11 protein-coding genes are annotated in these 15,801 nt (G+C 76.2%); 2 read left to right on the top strand and 9 right to left on the bottom strand.

The window, feature by feature from the left end:
• Window positions 1-39: 39 nt before the first annotated feature.
• A complete protein-coding gene (locus tag C5N14_RS19380; RefSeq protein ID WP_117669519.1) occupies window positions 40-2,529 on the top strand; it encodes a DNA topoisomerase (ATP-hydrolyzing) subunit A in 2,490 nt (829 codons plus the stop codon).
• A gap of 119 nt (window positions 2,530-2,648) precedes the next feature.
• Here the strand turns inward: C5N14_RS19380 and C5N14_RS19375 are convergent, their stop codons facing one another.
• The 4 genes from C5N14_RS19375 to C5N14_RS19360 all read right to left on the bottom strand — a co-directional run bounded on the left by C5N14_RS19375 (window position 2,649) and on the right by C5N14_RS19360 (window position 7,848).
• Window positions 2,649-3,995 (bottom strand): uracil-xanthine permease family protein, encoded by a 1,347-nt coding sequence (locus C5N14_RS19375; RefSeq protein WP_117669518.1) that lies wholly within the window; start codon window positions 3,993-3,995, stop codon window positions 2,649-2,651.
• Window positions 3,996-4,155: 160 nt separating this feature from the next.
• Window positions 4,156-5,424 (bottom strand): glycosyltransferase family 2 protein, encoded by a 1,269-nt coding sequence (locus C5N14_RS19370; RefSeq protein ID WP_117669517.1) that lies wholly within the window; start codon window positions 5,422-5,424, stop codon window positions 4,156-4,158.
• Window positions 5,366-6,901: a glycosyltransferase family 39 protein gene (locus C5N14_RS19365; RefSeq protein ID WP_165878157.1), complete on the bottom strand. Its 1,536-nt coding sequence runs from the start codon at window positions 6,899-6,901 to the stop codon at window positions 5,366-5,368. Before C5N14_RS19365 ends, C5N14_RS19370 begins: the two co-directional genes overlap by 59 nt.
• Window positions 6,902-7,212: 311 nt before the next feature.
• Window positions 7,213-7,848 carry an alpha-ketoglutarate-dependent dioxygenase AlkB gene (locus C5N14_RS19360; protein ID WP_117669515.1) on the bottom strand — a complete coding sequence of 212 codons (636 nt, stop codon included), beginning with the start codon at window positions 7,846-7,848 and terminating at the stop codon, window positions 7,213-7,215.
• 170 nt (window positions 7,849-8,018) lie between these two features.
• On the opposite strand from C5N14_RS19360, the gene C5N14_RS19355 reads away from it, so the two are divergent.
• Window positions 8,019-10,025 carry a hypothetical protein gene (locus tag C5N14_RS19355; RefSeq protein ID WP_117669514.1) on the top strand — a complete coding sequence of 669 codons (2,007 nt, stop codon included), beginning with the start codon at window positions 8,019-8,021 and terminating at the stop codon, window positions 10,023-10,025.
• A 96-nt stretch (window positions 10,026-10,121) separates the two neighbouring features.
• Here the strand turns inward: C5N14_RS19355 and C5N14_RS19350 are convergent, their stop codons facing one another.
• Genes C5N14_RS19350 through C5N14_RS19330 form a run of 5 tightly spaced genes read right to left on the bottom strand, consistent with a single transcriptional unit; the run spans window position 10,122 to window position 15,796 of the window.
• A complete protein-coding gene (locus C5N14_RS19350; RefSeq protein WP_117669566.1) occupies window positions 10,122-11,189 on the bottom strand; it encodes a PseG/SpsG family protein in 1,068 nt (355 codons plus the stop codon).
• A complete protein-coding gene (locus tag C5N14_RS19345) occupies window positions 11,186-11,917 on the bottom strand; it encodes a cytidylyltransferase domain-containing protein (protein ID WP_117669513.1) in 732 nt (243 codons plus the stop codon). The genes C5N14_RS19350 and C5N14_RS19345 overlap by 4 nt, the downstream gene beginning before the upstream one ends.
• Complete coding sequence (locus C5N14_RS19340; RefSeq protein ID WP_117669512.1) at window positions 11,914-13,800, bottom strand: class I SAM-dependent methyltransferase; 1,887 nt, start codon at window positions 13,798-13,800, stop codon at window positions 11,914-11,916. Before C5N14_RS19340 ends, C5N14_RS19345 begins: the two co-directional genes overlap by 4 nt.
• Window positions 13,797-14,633 (bottom strand): hypothetical protein, encoded by an 837-nt coding sequence (locus tag C5N14_RS19335; RefSeq protein WP_117669511.1) that lies wholly within the window; start codon window positions 14,631-14,633, stop codon window positions 13,797-13,799. The genes C5N14_RS19340 and C5N14_RS19335 overlap by 4 nt, the downstream gene beginning before the upstream one ends.
• 14 nt (window positions 14,634-14,647) lie before the next feature.
• On the bottom strand, window positions 14,648-15,796 hold the full coding sequence (locus tag C5N14_RS19330) for a DegT/DnrJ/EryC1/StrS aminotransferase family protein (RefSeq protein WP_117669565.1): 1,149 nt from the start codon (window positions 15,794-15,796) through the stop codon (window positions 14,648-14,650).
• Window positions 15,797-15,801 lie beyond the last annotated feature (5 nt).

Below are 15,801 nucleotides of genomic sequence, written 5' to 3'. Positions count from 1 at the left end.
CGCCGCCCGACCGTGGCCCGCCGAGGAGAGAGCTGAACCATGGCACGCCGTAAGAACACCGGTCCCCGGGCGGACCTGGCCGCCTTCGACCAGGCCGGCGCGCGGGTCTTCGACAACCCGCTGGTCACCGAGGTCTCCGACTCCTACCTGGAGTACGCCTTCTCGGTGATCCACTCCCGGGCCCTGCCCGACGCCCGGGACGGCCTCAAGCCGGTGCACCGGCGCATCCTCTACTCGATGCACGAGGCGGGGCACCGCCCCGACCGGGCGCACGTGAAGTCGGCCCGGGTGGTCGGCGACGTGATGGGTCGGTACCACCCGCACGGCGACACCGCGATCTACGACGCGATGGTCCGGCTGGCCCAGGACTTCTCGCTCAACGTCCCGCTCATCGACGGGCACGGCAACTTCGGCAGCCCCGACGACGGCCCGGCCGCCGCGCGCTACACCGAGGCCCGGATGTCCCGGGAGGCGATGCTGCTCGTCGGCGAGCTGGGCGAGGACACGGTCGACGTCGAGCCCAACTACGACGGCTCGCTCACCCAGCCCACGGTGCTGCCGGCCGCGTTCCCCAACCTGCTGGTCAACGGGGCCTCCGGGATCGCGGTCGGGATGGCCACCAACATGATCCCGCACAACCTGGGCGAGGTCGTCTCCGCCGCCCGGTGGCTGATCAACCACCCGGACGCCGACCTGGACAGGCTGATGGAGTTCGTCCCGGGGCCGGACCTGCCGACCGGCGGCGTGCTGCTCGGCCTGGACGAGGTGCGCCGGGCGTACGAGACCGGGCGTGGCGTGGTCCGGATGCGCGGCCGGGTGGAGATCGGCCCCCTGGAGGGCAGCCGGGGCCGGCAGGCGATCACCGTCGTCGAGCTGCCCTACGGCGTGGGCGCCGAGAAGGTCATCGCCGCGATCACCAACGAGGTCAACAAGACCAAGCGGCTGACCGGCATCGCCGACGTGAAGGACCTCACCGACCGGGAGAACGGCACCCGGCTGGTCGTCGAGTGCAAGGTCGGGGTGAACCCGCAGGCGTTGCTGGCCGACCTCTACCGGCTCACCCCGCTGGAGCAGTCCTTCGGCGTGAACAACCTGGTGCTGGTGGACGGCCAGCCCCGGACGCTCGGGCTCAAGGCGCTGCTGGAGGTGTTCCTGCGGCACCGCTACGACGTGGTGACCCGGCGCAGCGCGTACCGCAGGCGCAAGCGTGAGGAACGGCTGCACCTGGTCGACGGCCTGCTGATCGCGCTGCTGGACATCGACAAGGTGGTCCGGCTGATCCGGGGCAGCGACGACGCCCAGGCCGCCAAGGACGGCCTGATGCGGCAGTTCAAGCTGTCCGAGATCCAGGCCGGCTACATCCTGGACACGCCGCTGCGCCGGCTGACGAAGTTCGACCGGATCGAGCTGGAGGCCGAGCAGGAGCAGCTCCGCAAGGAGATCGCCCAGCTCTCCACCATCCTCGACGACGAGAAGGTGCTGCGGAAGGTCGTCTCCGACGAGCTGGCCGCCGTGGTGAAGCAGTTCGGCACCGAGCGGCGCACCACCCTGGTCGACGGCGACCTCAAGGAGGTGCTCGCCGCGTCCGCGCCGGCCGGCCCCCTCGAAGTGGCCGACGACCCGTGCCAGGTGATCCTCTCCGCCACCGGGCTGGTCGCCCGGACCGCGGCCGAGTCGGAGGAGGCGTCCGAGGGGCGCCGCCGCAGCGGCCGGGTCAAGCACGACGCGGTACGCGCGGTCGCGCACTCCACGGCCCGGGGCCGGGTGCTGCTGGTGACCAGCGCGGGCCGGGCGTTCAAGATCGACGTGCTGCCGCTGCCGGTGCTGCCCGAGCAGGCGGGCACGGTGTCGCTGCGCGGCGGCATGTCCGCCGCCGAGCTGGTGCCGCTGGAGCCCGGCGAGACGGTGGTCGGCCTGGCCCCGCTCGGGGCGACGGCCGAGGGGGCGCCGGGGCTCGCGCTGGGCACCCGGCAGGGCGTGGTGAAGGTGTGCGCGCCGGACTGGCCGGTCCGCTCGGACGAGTTCGAGGTGATCGGCCTGCGCGAGGGCGACGAGGTGGTCGGGGCGAGCTGGCTCGCCGACGGCACCGAGACGCTCGCCTTCGTCTCCTCCGAGGCGTCGCTGCTGCGTTTCGCCGCGTCGCTGGTGCGCCCGCAGGGGCCCAAGGGCGGCGGCATGGCCGGCATCAACCTGCCGGAGGGGGTCCGGGTGGTCTTCTTCGGCGCGCTCCGCACCGACGACCCGGGGCACGGCGAGCCGATGGTGGTCACCTCCACGGGCGCGACGGTGAAGGTGACGCCGTTCGGGGCGTACCCGGCCAAGGGGCGGGCGACCGGCGGGGTGCGCGCGCAGCGGTTCCTCAAGGGCGAGACGGACCTGGTGGTGGCCTGGGTCGGGCCGCGCCCGGTCGGCGCGACGGCGACCGGCGACCCCGTGGAGCTGCCCCCGGCGGACCCCCGCCGAGACGGCAGTGGCTTCGCCGTCATGCTCGGCCCCTCGGTAATAGGCCACCAGATCGAACGCGACTGACCCCCACCCCAGCACGTCCATGTTGATCAAGAGGTTCGCGTCGGCCCGGCGTTCCCGGGCGGCGCGAACCTCTTGATCAACTTTGCTTGTGGGGGTGGCGCGTGACCGGCCGGGTGGGGTCAGAGTTCGGGTTCGGGGGCTTGGCGGGGCTGCGGGGTGGTGCCGCGGAGGCGGGCGATCAGGCGCATGCCGTGGTAGATGACCAGGGCGGCGGCGGTGCCGAGGGCGATGCCGTTGAACGAGAGGTCGCCGGCGGTGAGGGTGTAGTTCGCCGCGCCGACGATGAGGGCCACGGCGGCGGTCATCAGGTTGACCGGGTCGTGGAAGTCGACTCGGCTCTCGATCCAGATCCGGGCGCCGAGGACGGCGATCAGGCCGTACAGGGCGGTCGTCGCGCCGCCGAGCACCCCGGCCGGCACCGTGAGGATCAGCGCGCCGAACTTGGGGCTGAGCCCGAGCAGCACCGCCGCCACCCCGGCCACCCAGTACGCGGCGGTCGAGTACACCCGGGTCGCCGCCATCACGCCGATGTTCTCCGCGTACGTGGTGGTGCCGGAGCCGCCGCCGGAGCCGGCGAGCACGGTGGCCAGGCCGTCGCCGAGGAACGCCCGGCCCATGTCCCGGTCCAGGTTGCGGCCGGTCATCGCGGCGACCGCCTTGACGTGTCCGGCGTTCTCCGCGATCAGCACCAGGATCACCGGGATCACCAGCACGACCGCGCGCAGGCTGAACTGCGGCGCGTGGAAGTCGGGCAGGCCGACCCAGGCCGCCTCGCGCAGGGTGTCGACGGCCTTCGGGTCCAGGTCGCCGAGGGCGGCGGCGAGCAGCCAGCCGACCACCACGCCGAGCAGGATGGAAAGCCGGGCCAGGAAGCCCCGGAACGCCACCGTGGCGAGCAGGATCGCCACCAGGGTGATCACCGCGATCAGTGGCTGCGCCTTGACGCCGGTGCCGCTGCCGCCGCCGTCCCAGGCCACCGGGGCGAGGTTCAGCCCGATCAGGGCGACGATCGCGCCGGTGACCACCGGCGGCATCAGCGCGTCGATCCAGCGTGCCCCGGCGAGCTGCACGACCAGGCCGACCACGGCCAGCGCGACGCCGGCCACCACGATCCCGCCGAGCGCGGGGCCGATGTCACCGCCGGCCTTCGCGGCCAGCACCGGGGCGATGAAGGCGAACGACGAACCCAGGTACGACGGCAGCCGGTTGCCGGTGAGCAGCAGGAAGAGCAGGGTGCCGATGCCGGAGAAGAACAGGGTGGTGGCCGGCGGGAAACCGGTGATCAGCGGCACGGTGAAGGTGGCGCCGAACATCGCCACCACGTGCTGCACGCCGACCCCGAGGGTACGCGGCCAGGAGAGCCGCTCGTCGGGGTGGACCACGTCGCCGGGACGGACGGACCGGCCGTCGCCGTGCAGGGACCACGGAGACCAGCGGGAGCGCGGCTCGGTGGGGGACTGGGTCATGGGACGCCCTTCGCGTCGAGGTGCTGACGGGGGCGTGGACGACCCTGGGAGTTGTTTCTAGCAGAGTCCGGCCGGACGGCGTATCCGCAGGGCACCCGCCCGGGGGCCGCGGGCGCGCCGGCCCCGGCGGTGCGCTGTCCGCCGTCGGGACCGACCCGGGTCAGTCACCGGCGAGCACCGGATCCGGGGCGGTGTCGGGCTGGTCGGGGCGGCCGGTGGCGGGCAGCGCCGGATCCCGGCGGCGCTGCCGCACGGTGGTCGGCGCCGGGTGCGTCGGGCGGAGCGTGAGCAGGCTGCCGACCAGCCCGGAGAAGAGCACCACCACGCCGAGCGCGATGGCGGTGGCCGACGGCAGCACCACCCGGAGGGTCGCGAGCGGGTTCAGGTCGCCGAACCCGTCCAGCCCCCAGTGCCAGACGGCCGCGCCGGTGCCGGCGCCGCCCGCGGCGAGCAGCAGCAGGCCGACGGTGGCGCTGGTCTCCAGCCGCAGCAGGCGGACCCACCGGTCGGAGGCGCGCGGCGGGACCAGTCCTTCCTGCCGTCCGTAGATCTCGGCGAGGCCGCCGAAGAGCACGAGCTGCGCCCCGACCAGCACCATCAGGCAGGCATAGACCAGGGAGGCGACGTCGAGCCGGACCGGGCCGAGGGCCAGCGGGCCGGGGGTGAGCGCCCCCACCCCGACCAGCCCGAGCAGGGCCAGCGCCCCGCCCGGTCGGACCAGGGTCTTGCGCGGGGCGAACACCAGCAGGAAGCGCAGGTGCCGCCAGCCGTCCCGCCAGGTGCGCAGGTGCGGCGGGCGGGACCGGCCGTCGGGCGACAGGGTGGTCGGCACCTCGACGATGTCGTACCCGGCCAGCGCGGCGCGCACCACCAGCTCGGAGGCGAACTCCATGCCCGGCATGCAGAGGCCGAGGGCGCGGATCCGCTCGGCGTTGAAGCCGCGCATGCCGCAGTGGAAGTCCCGTACGCCGGACAGCCCGAACAGCAGCCGCCCGAGCCAGCTCAGCACCGGGTTGCCCAGCCAACGGTGCAGGGGCGGCATGGCACCGGGGGCGATCCCGCCCCGGAACCGGTTGCCCATCACCACGTCGTGCCCGGCGCGCAGCTTCGCGATGAACGGGCCGAGATCCGACAGCGCGTACGAGTCGTCGGCGTCGGCCATGATGACGTACCGCCCGCGGGCCTGGTCGATGCCGTTGAGCAGGGCTCCCCCGTAGCCCCGGATCGGGGCGTGCACCACCCGGGCGCCGGCCCGCTCGGCGAGTTCCTGCGAACCGTCGGTGGAGCCGTTGTCGGAGACCAGCACCTCGCCGACGACGCCGCACTCGTCCAGCGAACGCAGCGCCTTGCGGACGCAGGTCTGCAGGGTCTCAGCCTCGTTGAGGCACGGCAGCAGCACCGTGACCTCGATCTCCCGTTCGTTCGTCATGCTTCCCGTTGCTCTCTGCCGTGGTGGGTGCGAGCCGGTCCGGCTCGCGGTCGGCCGGCGTGCGCCGCTCCGGCCGGGTGGGGGTCGACCGCAGCCGCTGCCAGCCGGCCGCTGCGGCGATCGGCAGGAACGCCAGCGCCGGCAGCCCGTAGCGGAGGTCGAACATCGAGGTGGCGACCGAGAAGACCATGATCCCGACGCCGATCCCCGCGTACAGCAGCGCCACCATGGTCAGCCGCAGCCCGCCCCGGCGCGGCCACGCCGCCCCGACCAGCGCGAGCAGGACCATGGCGGCCACGGCTGGCGGCGGGGTGACGGCGTGCCGGCCGTAGGCGTGCAGGAACCGGCTGGCCGCGTTGGGCTCGACGTCCCGCGACGGCGCGGGCTGCCACTGGTAGCCGTCACCGGCGGTGCGCGGCACGCAGTCGTAGTCGGCCGCCCAGTCGGTCGGGGCGGGCTGCGGGCGCCACAGACTGGCCAGGCACGCCTCGGTCGGGCCGAGCCGGCTCGGCCAGAAGTAGCGGCCGGTGTCGGACGCCACGGCGGCCAGGTAGTCGCCCGGCTGCTGCCGGAGCACCTCGCGGGCGAACTCGTCGAGGTCCGCCGGCCGCTCGGCGGCGTGGATCGGGCTGGCCCGGTTCCAGATGAACCAGTCCGGCCGGTCGGGTCGCTGGCCCAGCGGCTGTGTCGGGCAGAGCTTGCGCAGCCCGGCGCGCAGCTCCAGCCGGTCACAGTCGGCTATCTGCGCGGTGCGTCCGTACAGGAACTTCCCGCCCTCCGCGCCGAACGCCTCCTTGACCGTGCCGGTGGCGGCGAAGACCGTCCCGAACACGGCGACGATGCCCAGCAGGTACGCGGTCGGGGCCCGCCAGCCGCGCCAGGGCAGCAGGAGGAACAGCAGCAGCGCGCCGACGGCGACCACGCCCGTGGGGCGGGTGGCCATGCCCAGGGCGACCGCCACCCCGGCGCCCAGCGCGGCGAGCGGCCCGGGCCGCTCCCGCCGGACCAGCAGCAGCGCCGCGACGGCCAGCGTGGTGGTGAAGAGGGTCTCGGTGAGCAGGTACTGCTCCAGCGTCAGCTGGGTGGCGTCGAGCAGCACCGGCGCGGTGGCCAGCGCGGCGACCCACGGCCCCACCCCGAGGCGGCGGCGCAGCAGCAGGTACGCCGCGACGCCCAGGGCGACCCCGGCTACGTGCTGGAGCGCCACCACCGAGGCGAAGGTGCCCGTCCACTCGAAGCCCTTGAGCAGCCACGGGAACGTCCAGCGCGGGGGCATGGCGGGCCACTCCCCGGACATCCGGACGTAGCTGCCCGAGTCGCCCTGGAACCACAGCGCCGGCGCGTAGGCGACCATGGCCGTGACGCGCAGTGCGATCCCCGCGGCCAGCAGGAGGACCAGCCCGACGTGGCGACGCAGCAGGGCGGCGAGGGCGCGGGCGGCTCCCACCCGCCGCGCGGTCGGGCGTCCAACGAGCACGAAAAGCTCCAGAGAAATGCGGAGAGTAACGAACGCGGCCAAGCTAGCACGGTCCGGGACGCCCATGGTTACTCGCAACCGGGCGACCACGTTACGTTTCTGGTCCGCCCCACCGGCCCGGGCGCCGGCGGGACGCGCGGGCCCTGCGACCCCTGGCCCGAACGGCCGCCACGGCGGAACCGACCCGGTACTCTCCGCTCCCTGTCCGGCCGGCGGACCTGGCGACGTGGGCACCGGGTCCGGCCGCGCGCGGGCGGACCCGGGCGGCACCGGGCGGACCCGGCGCGACGGCGTCGGACGCGGCCGGCGGTTCAGGCGACGCCGGCGGGGCGGAACTGGACGCTGACCCGGGGCCCGACGGGCCGGCTGGTCTTCGGGATCGCGTGCTCCCAGGTGCGCTGGCAGGAGCCGCCCATCACCACCAGGTCGCCGTGCCCGAGCGGGAAGCGCAGGCTCGCGCCGCCCCCGCGCGGGCGCAGCAGCAGCGGCCGGGGCGAGCCGAACGACACGATGGCCACCATGGTGTCGGTGTGCGCGGAGCGGCCCTGGGTGTCGCCGTGCCAGGCGACGCTGTCCCGCCCGTCGCGGTAGAGGCACATTCCCGCGGTCACGAACGGCTCGCCCAACTCGGGCGCGTAGTGCGCGGTCAGGGCGGCCCGCGCGGCGGTGAGCACCGGATGGGGGAGCGGCCGGTGGGCGGCGTACCAGCAGAGCAGCCGGGGCACGGCGACCTCGGCGTCGTACATCGTGCGGCGCTCGGCCCGCCACGGCACCTCGGCGAGCAGGGTGTCCAGCACCCGGTCGGAGCCGAGGACCCAGCCGGGCAGGTGGTCCACCCACGCGCCCCGGTCGAGCCGGTGCCGGCGCAGCCGCCCGGCGAGCGGGCCGAGCGCGGGCCCGTCGGCGGTGAGGTCGAGCATGGACGGCTGGTAGGCGGCACCGGACATGCTCCCATCCTAGCGGTGCGTTCGTACACCCGTACGAGTGTGGCGTCCCGTCACCTGCCGGTCACCTGCGGCACACGTGTCCGTCGCCGTCCGTCGCCGGAACGGCCCTAGCGTGGGTCCGCTCCGTCCGGCACCGGCCGGGCACCACCGGCGCCGCGAGGAGACCGTCCGTGCCGAGCCAGCTCACCACCGCCCCGGCCGCCGCGCCGGAGGGGGCCGCCCCGCCCCGTCGGCCGGTCCGGCCCGCCCTGCGGCTGGCCGGGTGGCTGGCACTCGCGTGGCTGGGGCCACTGCTGGCGTACGCCGTCGGCGCCGCCGGGGTGCTGCCGGTGGTGGTGTTCGGGCTGGCCGCCGGGCTGCTGCGGGCCGGCCGTACGCTGCTGGACCGGCTGGTGCTGGCCGGCGCGTTGCTGTTCGGCGCGGTCTGCGCCGCCGGGCTGCTCATCTCGGCCTGGCCGTGGGGTCTGCATCCGGTGCCGGTGGCCGGCGCGGCGCTGACCGGGCTGCTCGGGGTGGCGGCGGCGACCGGCCGACGGCCCCGGCTGCCCCGCCCGGAGGCCGCCGACCTGCTGGCGGTCGGGGCGGCGGTGCTGGCCGCGCTGGCCATGGCCGGGCCCTACCTGCGCGCCGGCGACCTCGCCGGGCGGCTCGCGTACGCGATGACCGGCGAGGACAACAGCCGGCACCTGGCCGCGGTGCAGGGCATCGGGGCGGTGGGCGGCTACCTCTTCACCGATCCGCAGGCGGCGGCCCGGACCACGCCGGAGGCGATGGTCTGGTACCCGCAGGGCTTCCACCTCACGGCGGCGCTGCTGGACGGCTTCCTGCGCTCCGGTGCCCCCGCGGACCCGGTGACCGCCCTGGACCACTACCTCGGCTGGGCGATCGGGGCGTGGGCGGCGCTGGTCCTGGCCGTGCTCTGGGCCGCCCTGCGGCTCGCCGGCCGGCGGCTCGACCTGCCCGGGACGCTGGCCCTGACCGGCGCGGTGACCGCCGCCTGCCTCGGCTCCGAGCTGGCCCGCTTCGTCGTCTACGGCTACCCGGGCGAGAGCGTCGGGCTGGCCGCGACGGTGGTGCTGGTGGCGGTGACCTGCCGTCCGCTGGCCCGCACCCGTACCCAGTTGTGCGTCGTCGGGGCGCTCTGCGTCGCGGTCGGCTTCGCGTACCTGATGTTCCTTCCGGTGGTGGCGGCGCTGGTGCTGGCCTGGCTGGTCCGCGACCGGGGCCGGCTGCGCCACCACCCGCTGCTGCTGGCGGCGGTGGCGCTGGCGACCGTCGCGCTGACCCCGCTGCCCGCCGTCGGCGGCCTGCTGCACACCGACCAGGTGGACAACGTGGCCACCGGCGGGGGCGTCTTCCCCCGCTACGACGCGTTCCTGGCGCTCGGCGGCCTGGTCGCGGCCGGCCTGGCCGGCGGCGGGCTGCGGCTGCCGGTGTGGCGGCGTTACGCCGGCGCGCTCGGCGCGGCCGTGGCCTTCGCGGCCGGTTTCCTGATCTACTTCCGGGCGCTGGGCACCGACCCCCGCTACTACTACGGCAAGACCCTGCACCTGCTGCTGGCGGTGCTGCTCGTCGGCGCGGGCGCGCTGACCCTGCTGCTGCCGGCCGGATGGCGACGGCCCCCCGGACGGGCCGGTGCCGCAGCGGCGGGGCGGGCCGGTGCCGGCGGGCGGCCCGGCCGGCGGTGGCACGGGCTCGACCGGCCGGCGCGGTTCCTGGTCGCGGCGGCGGTGGTGGCGGCCTGCGCCGGGCTGGCCGGCCTGCCCCGGGGCACCGGGATCTTCGCCCAGCCGTTCGGCGACCGGACCACCACCTGGTCGGCGGCCTGGTGGAGCGGGCTGCTGGACCGGCCGCGTCCGGCCGACGTGACCGCGCGGGCCCTGGCCCAGGCGCCGCCGCGCCCCGGCGCGGTCACCGTCGTGGTCAGCACGCACCGGCGCGAGGGCTACCTGGCCACCCTGTTCCTGTCGACCCTGCAGGGCACGGCGGGGGCGTCCGGGCCGGCGGTGTACCAGCTTCCGCTGTCCGAACCGGCGCGTTCCGCGGCCCTGGTCGAGGCGGTGCCCGGCCCGGTCCGGTTCGTCGCCGCCGACCCGGCCGCCGCACGGATCGTCGAGGACCTGCTCGCCGCCCGCCCCGACCTGCGCCCCCGGGTAACCACCCAAACCCTGCACTGACCCACCCACCCCACCCCCGTTGCTCCGCCCCGGTGGCTCAGGTGATCAAGAGCTGTGTGTCATCACCAGGCCGGTTTCCTGACGCAAACCTCTTGATCAACGCGGGATGGTGGGGTGGGAGGGGGAGGGGAGGAGGGCCAGGAGGGTGTCGGCTACGCGGGAGCGGCCGTGGCCGTCCACGGTGGACCAGGCGCGGACGGCCAGGGCGGCCCGGCGCTCCGGGGAGGCCAGCAGGGCGCGCAGGGTCCGCGCGGCGTCGGCCCGCGCCGCCCGTCCGGGCAGGCCGGCGGCGGCCAGCGCGGGCAGCTCGCCCAGGCCGGCCACGATTCCCTCGGCCACCACCCGGTGGTACGACTCGCGCTGGTTGTCCACCACGCAGACCAGGGCCGCGGGCGCGCCCAGGCAGCACAGCTCCCAGGTGGACGTGCCGGCCGCGCTGACCACCAGGTCGGCGGCGGTGATCAGGGCGGGCAGGTCGTCGGTGGGCGGGATGGGCCGTAGTGCCTGCCCCCGGCCCGGGATCAGCGCCGCCAGCTCCGCCTCCACGTCGGCGCGGCCGACGACCACCGTCAGGTCCATCGGGTGGCCGGTGGCGAGCAGCACCCGGGCCAGCACCGGCGCGGCCCCGAACGCGTCGGTGCCGCCGAAGAAGGCGAGCACCCGGGGCCGGCCGGCCGGCGTCGGCGGGCGTGGCGCCGCCGGCCGCGCGGCCACCACGGCGTCACGCAGCAGGGGGTACGCCGTCCCGGCGAGCAGCCGGCCGGGCAGCGCCCCGTGCGTCGCCCCCAGGTTCTGGTCGAGGTACACGTCGGCGTCCTGCCCCCGGGTGTCGCCGTCGACGACCGCGAGGGTGACGACCCCCGCCGCCCGCAGCGCCCCCGCCCCGGCCGGGTCCAGCTCGTACGAGTCGAGCACCAGCACGTCCAGATCGTGCCGGCGCGCCGCCGCCACCAGGTCCTCGGGGCGTTCGGGGCCGGGGTGCAGCGGGACGCCCCGGTCGGCGAGCTGCCGCCGCGCCCAGCCGACCCCCTCGACCGTGCCGAAGAACTCGACCCGGGCGCCCCGGGCGAGGAACTCCTCGGCCAGGGCGAGGCAGCGCACCAGGTGCCCGACTCCCCGGGTCGGGCCGGCGTCGCAGCGCACCCCGACGCGTACCGTGCTCAGGATTCCTCCAGCCGCTTCTGCCGTACCGAGGCGTTCAGGGCGCGCAGGGCCGGTTGGCCGTCCAGCCAGTCGGCGAGCTTGGCCAGCGGGACGCTGACGTCGCCGAAGTGGTCGGTCACCGCCCGAACCAGCGCCCAGTCCTCCTCGGTGTCGAGGGTGAGCCGCAGGGCCGACCGGTCCGGGGTGAGCGTCACCCCGAGCACCCGGAACAGCTCCGGGTGGGTGTACGCGTACGAGGTTACGTGCACCCGGTGGTGGCCGGTGGCGATCCGGTGCAGCGTACGTAGCGTGTCGGCCCGGATGATCTCCACGTCCAGCCCGCGCGGCAGGGTACGGGCGATCGAGGTGCTGGCGTAGTCCAGCCCGGGCACGGCCCGGTACACGTCGGCGACCAGCCGGACGACCTCCGGGTCCAGCAGCGGACAGTCCGCGGTGAACCGCATGACCGCGTCTGCGGGGTGCGCCGCCAGCGCCCCGGCGAACCGGTCGAGCACGTCGTCCACGGCCCCCCGGTGGCAGGCCACGCCGAGCCGCGCGCACTCGGCGGCCACCGCGTCGTCGACCGTGTCGGTGCTGGTGGCCACGACCAGGTCGGCCAGCACCCCGCCGTCGGTGGCGGCCCGTACCACCCGGCCGAGCACCGAGCGCCCGGCCAGCGGCCGGAGCACCTTCCCGGGCAGCCGCGACGAGCCCATCCGGGCCTGCACGATCCCCACGATCCGGGTCACCGCCGCTCCTCCCCGGTGGGTCGTGGCCGCAGCGCGTCCGCGGCCCGCCGTTTCGCCGCGCGGGCCCCCCGCCTGGCCAGCCGGGCCGGGGTGACGGCCAGCCGGCCGACCCGGTAGCTGAGCGACCCGCTGAGCAGGTTGATGGTGGCGTCGGCCCGGCGCAGCGCCCGCTCCCGCGAGGTGAGCAGGTCCTCGGTCCAGCGCAGCAGGGCCTGCAACCGGGTCAGCTCGGCCCGCTGGCGCAGCCACGCCTCGCGTAGCTGCTGGTGGCTGTCCGACCCGGGCGGTGGCGCGGTCGGTTCGACCGCGCGCAGCTCGTCGGCGAGCGCGGTGCGGGCGGCCCCGTCCAGCCCGCGCAGCGCGGCGGCGACCGCCGCCTCCGCGTCCACGGCCGCCGCCACCGTCGCCCGGTCCAGGTCGTGGCCGGCCGCCCCGGCGAGCACCACGGTCAGCCCGGCCACGTCGAGGGTGGACGACCACGGGTGGGCGTATCCGCCGGTGGCCAGGGCGGCGGCGAATCGCCACAGGCCCCGGGCCAGCGTCACGTCGACGGGCCACGGGTCGCTGGCCCGCCAACTCGCGTCGAGCACCGCGAAGGCCGGGGCCGCGCCGGCGACCACCACGTCGGTGTCGGCGACCACCACGTTGTCGGGGCTGGCCAGGGCGGTCGCCCCGGCGAGCCGGCCGGCGGCGTCGGCGTGCCCGGCGAGCCAGTCGGCGTAGCCGCGCAGCAGCCGGCGCAGGGTGTCCAGGTCGCGGCGCAGGCAGGCGTCGAGCAGTACGGTGCGCAGCAGCCGCCCCTCGGGCACCGGGCCGGTGTGGGCGGCCGGGTCCCGCCAGGCCGCCTCGCGGGTGGCGAACGGGGCGCCGGCCGCCGGCTCGACCGGGTCCGCGACCCGCCACCGCCAGCCGTCCGTCGCCGCCGTCACCTCCACCACGCCGAGCCCGGGTGGCCCGGTCTGCGCCAGCGCCACCGGCAGCCCGCCCGGCCCGCCCGGCCCGCCCGGTTCGGCCGGTCCGGGCCCGGCCGGCCGGCCGGCGTCGGCGGGGGCCCGGTGGGCCAGCGCCAGCCAGCCCGGCGCGAGCGCGCCGGCCAGGCCGGAGTGCAGCGCGTCGACCGCCAGCCGGGCCGGGTCCTGGAGCACCGGCCGGCCGGCGTGACCGCCGGCGCACGCGCCGTGCAGCATCGCGTCGAGCAGCCCGCTGGTGGGCCGCCCGTCCAGCGCGGCGACGTCGACCAGCGCCGTCGGCGCCGCCGCGTCCGGGTACGCGGCGAAGCAGCCGCCCGGGCGCAGCCCGACCCCGGCCAGCCGGCCCCGGAGCTGGTCCAGGTTGGCCGGGCGGCCGACGTCCAGCGCCCCGCCGACCGCCCACTCGGCGTCGCCGCGCCCGGCGTACCAGGGGGTGGCGGAGACCATCCGGGTCAGCCCGGCCGGGTTGTCCAGCCGCAGCAGCAGGGTCCCGCCCGGGGCGAGCACGCCCGCCAGCCGCTCCAGCAGCCCGTCCCAGCCGATTCGGGGCCCCTCCACCGACTCCACGGCGTCCAGCCCCGAGGCGGCCACCACCACGTCGAACGTCTTGCCGGTGGGCAGCCCGCCCGGGCCGCCGACCAGCACGCCGACCGACCGACCGCCGGCCCGCTCGGCCAGCGCCACCCCGTCCGGCAGGCTGCGCAGCAGCCAGGTCACCTCGGCGTGGGCCAGCCGGTCGAGCAGGGCGGGGTCGTGCGGGCCGGCGAGCAGCACCCGCGCGCCGGCCGGCACCAGCCGCGCGACGAGCGCCACCAGCGGGCCGCCGTCGGGCAGCCGCCGCTCGGGCAGGTCCGACCAGGCCAGCATCTCCCCGCCGGGCAGGGCGATCCGGGGCGGGGTCTCAGTGGTCAACGGGTTTCCTCCTGGAGGTTCGCCCAACCCAGCAGCTCGCGCAGCTCGGCCGGCGTGCAACGGTGGTCGGTGCCGAGTTCGGCGCGGGCGATCTCGACGGCGGTCGGCAGGTGCACCGACTCGCCGTGCAGTTCCGGCCACTGCCGGCGGATGCGGGCGGTGCCGCCGAACGTCGGATCCTCGTCGGCGAGGATCATCGGGTCGCCGTAGACGGCGGGCTCGCAGCCGGCCGCGATGCCGTAGAAGATCGCGCTGGTCAGCCGGTTGGACGCCACCCGGCGGTGCCGGCGCAGCTCGGTGAGCTGCCTGTCGAGGAACAGCGGGTCGGTGTCGGACCACCAGTGGCCCCGGTAGCCGTGGCAGATCACCCGGAACCCGGCCCGCTCGTAGAGCCGGCGCACCCGGCGCATCCGGTGCTCGTGCCAGTAGAGGCAGACGGTGACGGGTCCGGGCTCGGTGTCCAGGATCCGGGCGATCAGCTCCCGGTGGTCGCCGCGTACGTGCTGGCCCTCCCAGCCGTGGAACGGGTACCAGATGGTGCCCTCCCGCTCCTGCGCCGGCGGCTCCTCGGGGCGCAGCGACAGCAGGTAGCCGAAGGGCGCGCCGGTCACCACGACGTTGCGCCGCCCCACCGACCAGGCCCGCCGCCGGGTCTGCTCCGACCACAGCAGGCTCGGCGTGCCCTCGACGTACGGGTGGCCGGGGGCGAGCCCGTCGCCGATGTTCCAGCCGTGTTGCAGGTACCCGTTGATCCGCGGCGGGTGCCCGTCGCCGAGCCCGCAGTAGCGGGCCAGCACGTGCGCGTGGCCGTAGAAGTGGTTCGCGTGGTGCATCCGGTCGGCTCCCCTCAGGCGGCGGCGCGCGCCGGGGCGGCGTGCAGGGCGGCGGCCAGGGCGTCGACCACCCGGTCCTGGTCGGCGTCGCCCAGGTCGGGAAAGAGCGGCAGGGAGAGCTGCTCGGCGTAGAACGCCTCGGCGACCGGGCAGGAGCCGCGCCGGTAGCCCAGGTCGGCGAAGGCCGGGTGCCAGTGCGCCGGGAGGTAGTTGACCTGCACGCCGATCCCGGCGGCCCGCATCGCGTCGTACACGACGCGGCGACGGCCCTCGCGCACCCGGACCGGGTACAGGTGCCAGGCCGGGTCCGCCCAGGCCCGCCGGCCGGGGACCGAGACGCCGGGCAGGTCGGCCAGGGCCTCGTCGTACCGGGCGACCAGCCGGGCGCGGCGGTCGAGGAAGTCGCCGAGCCGGCGTAGCTGGCTGCGGCCCAGCGCGCAGAGCACGTCGGGCAGCCGGTAGTTCAGCCCGAACTCGTGCACCTCCTGGTGCCAGCCGCCCTCGTCCGGCCAGCGCTGCCCGGCGCGGTCGCGTACCAGGCCGTGGTTGCGGAACCGGCGGGCCCGCTCCAGCAGCGCCGGGCTCACGGCCGCGACCGCGCCGCCCTCGGCGGTGGTCAGATTCTTGGTCGGGAAGAACGAGAACGTGGTCAGGTCGGCCAGCGACCCCACCGGCCGGCCGTGGTAGGCGGCGCCGATGGAGTGGGCGGCGTCGGCGAGCAGCAGCGCGTCGTGGCCGCCCAGGGCCGCGCGCAGCGCGTCGTAGTCGGCCGGATGGCCGGCGTAGTCGACCGCCGTGACCGCCTTCGTCCGGTCGGTGAGCGCGGCGGCGACCGCCGCCGGGTCCAGCGTGTACGTCTCCGGCTCGACGTCGGCGAAGACGACCCGCGCGCCGAGGGCGACGGCGGTGCTCGCGGTGGCCACGAAGGTCGTCGGCGGCACCACCACCTCGTCGCCCGGGCCGACCCCGGCCGCCGCGTACGCCACGTGCAGGGCGGCGGTGCCGTTGGACACGGCCGCGCAGCCGGCCCCGCCGGTCCAGCCGGCGAGGTCGGCCTCGAACGCGTCGACCTGCGGGCCGGTGGTGAGCCAGTCGCTGCGCAGGGCGGCGACCACGGCGGCGACGTCGTCGTCGGTGACGGACTGCCGCCCGTACGGGAGCATCGCCA

Source organism: Micromonospora sp. MW-13 (assembly GCF_003434305.1).
Lineage (GTDB): Bacteria > Actinomycetota > Actinomycetes > Mycobacteriales > Micromonosporaceae > Micromonospora.
This window is presented reverse-complemented; position numbering and strand designations above follow the sequence as displayed.

Coding starts and splice junctions, on each gene's coding strand:
- C5N14_RS19380 (WP_117669519.1), top strand. CDS start 40: ATGGCACGCCGTAAGAACACCGGTCCCCGGGCGGACCTGGCCGCCTTC.
- C5N14_RS19375 (WP_117669518.1), bottom strand. CDS start 3,995: ATGACCCAGTCCCCCACCGAGCCGCGCTCCCGCTGGTCTCCGTGGTCC.
- C5N14_RS19370 (WP_117669517.1), bottom strand. CDS start 5,424: ATGACGAACGAACGGGAGATCGAGGTCACGGTGCTGCTGCCGTGCCTC.
- C5N14_RS19360 (WP_117669515.1), bottom strand. CDS start 7,848: ATGTCCGGTGCCGCCTACCAGCCGTCCATGCTCGACCTCACCGCCGAC.
- C5N14_RS19335 (WP_117669511.1), bottom strand. CDS start 14,633: ATGCACCACGCGAACCACTTCTACGGCCACGCGCACGTGCTGGCCCGC.
- C5N14_RS19330 (WP_117669565.1), bottom strand. CDS start 15,796: ATGCTCCCGTACGGGCGGCAGTCCGTCACCGACGACGACGTCGCCGCC.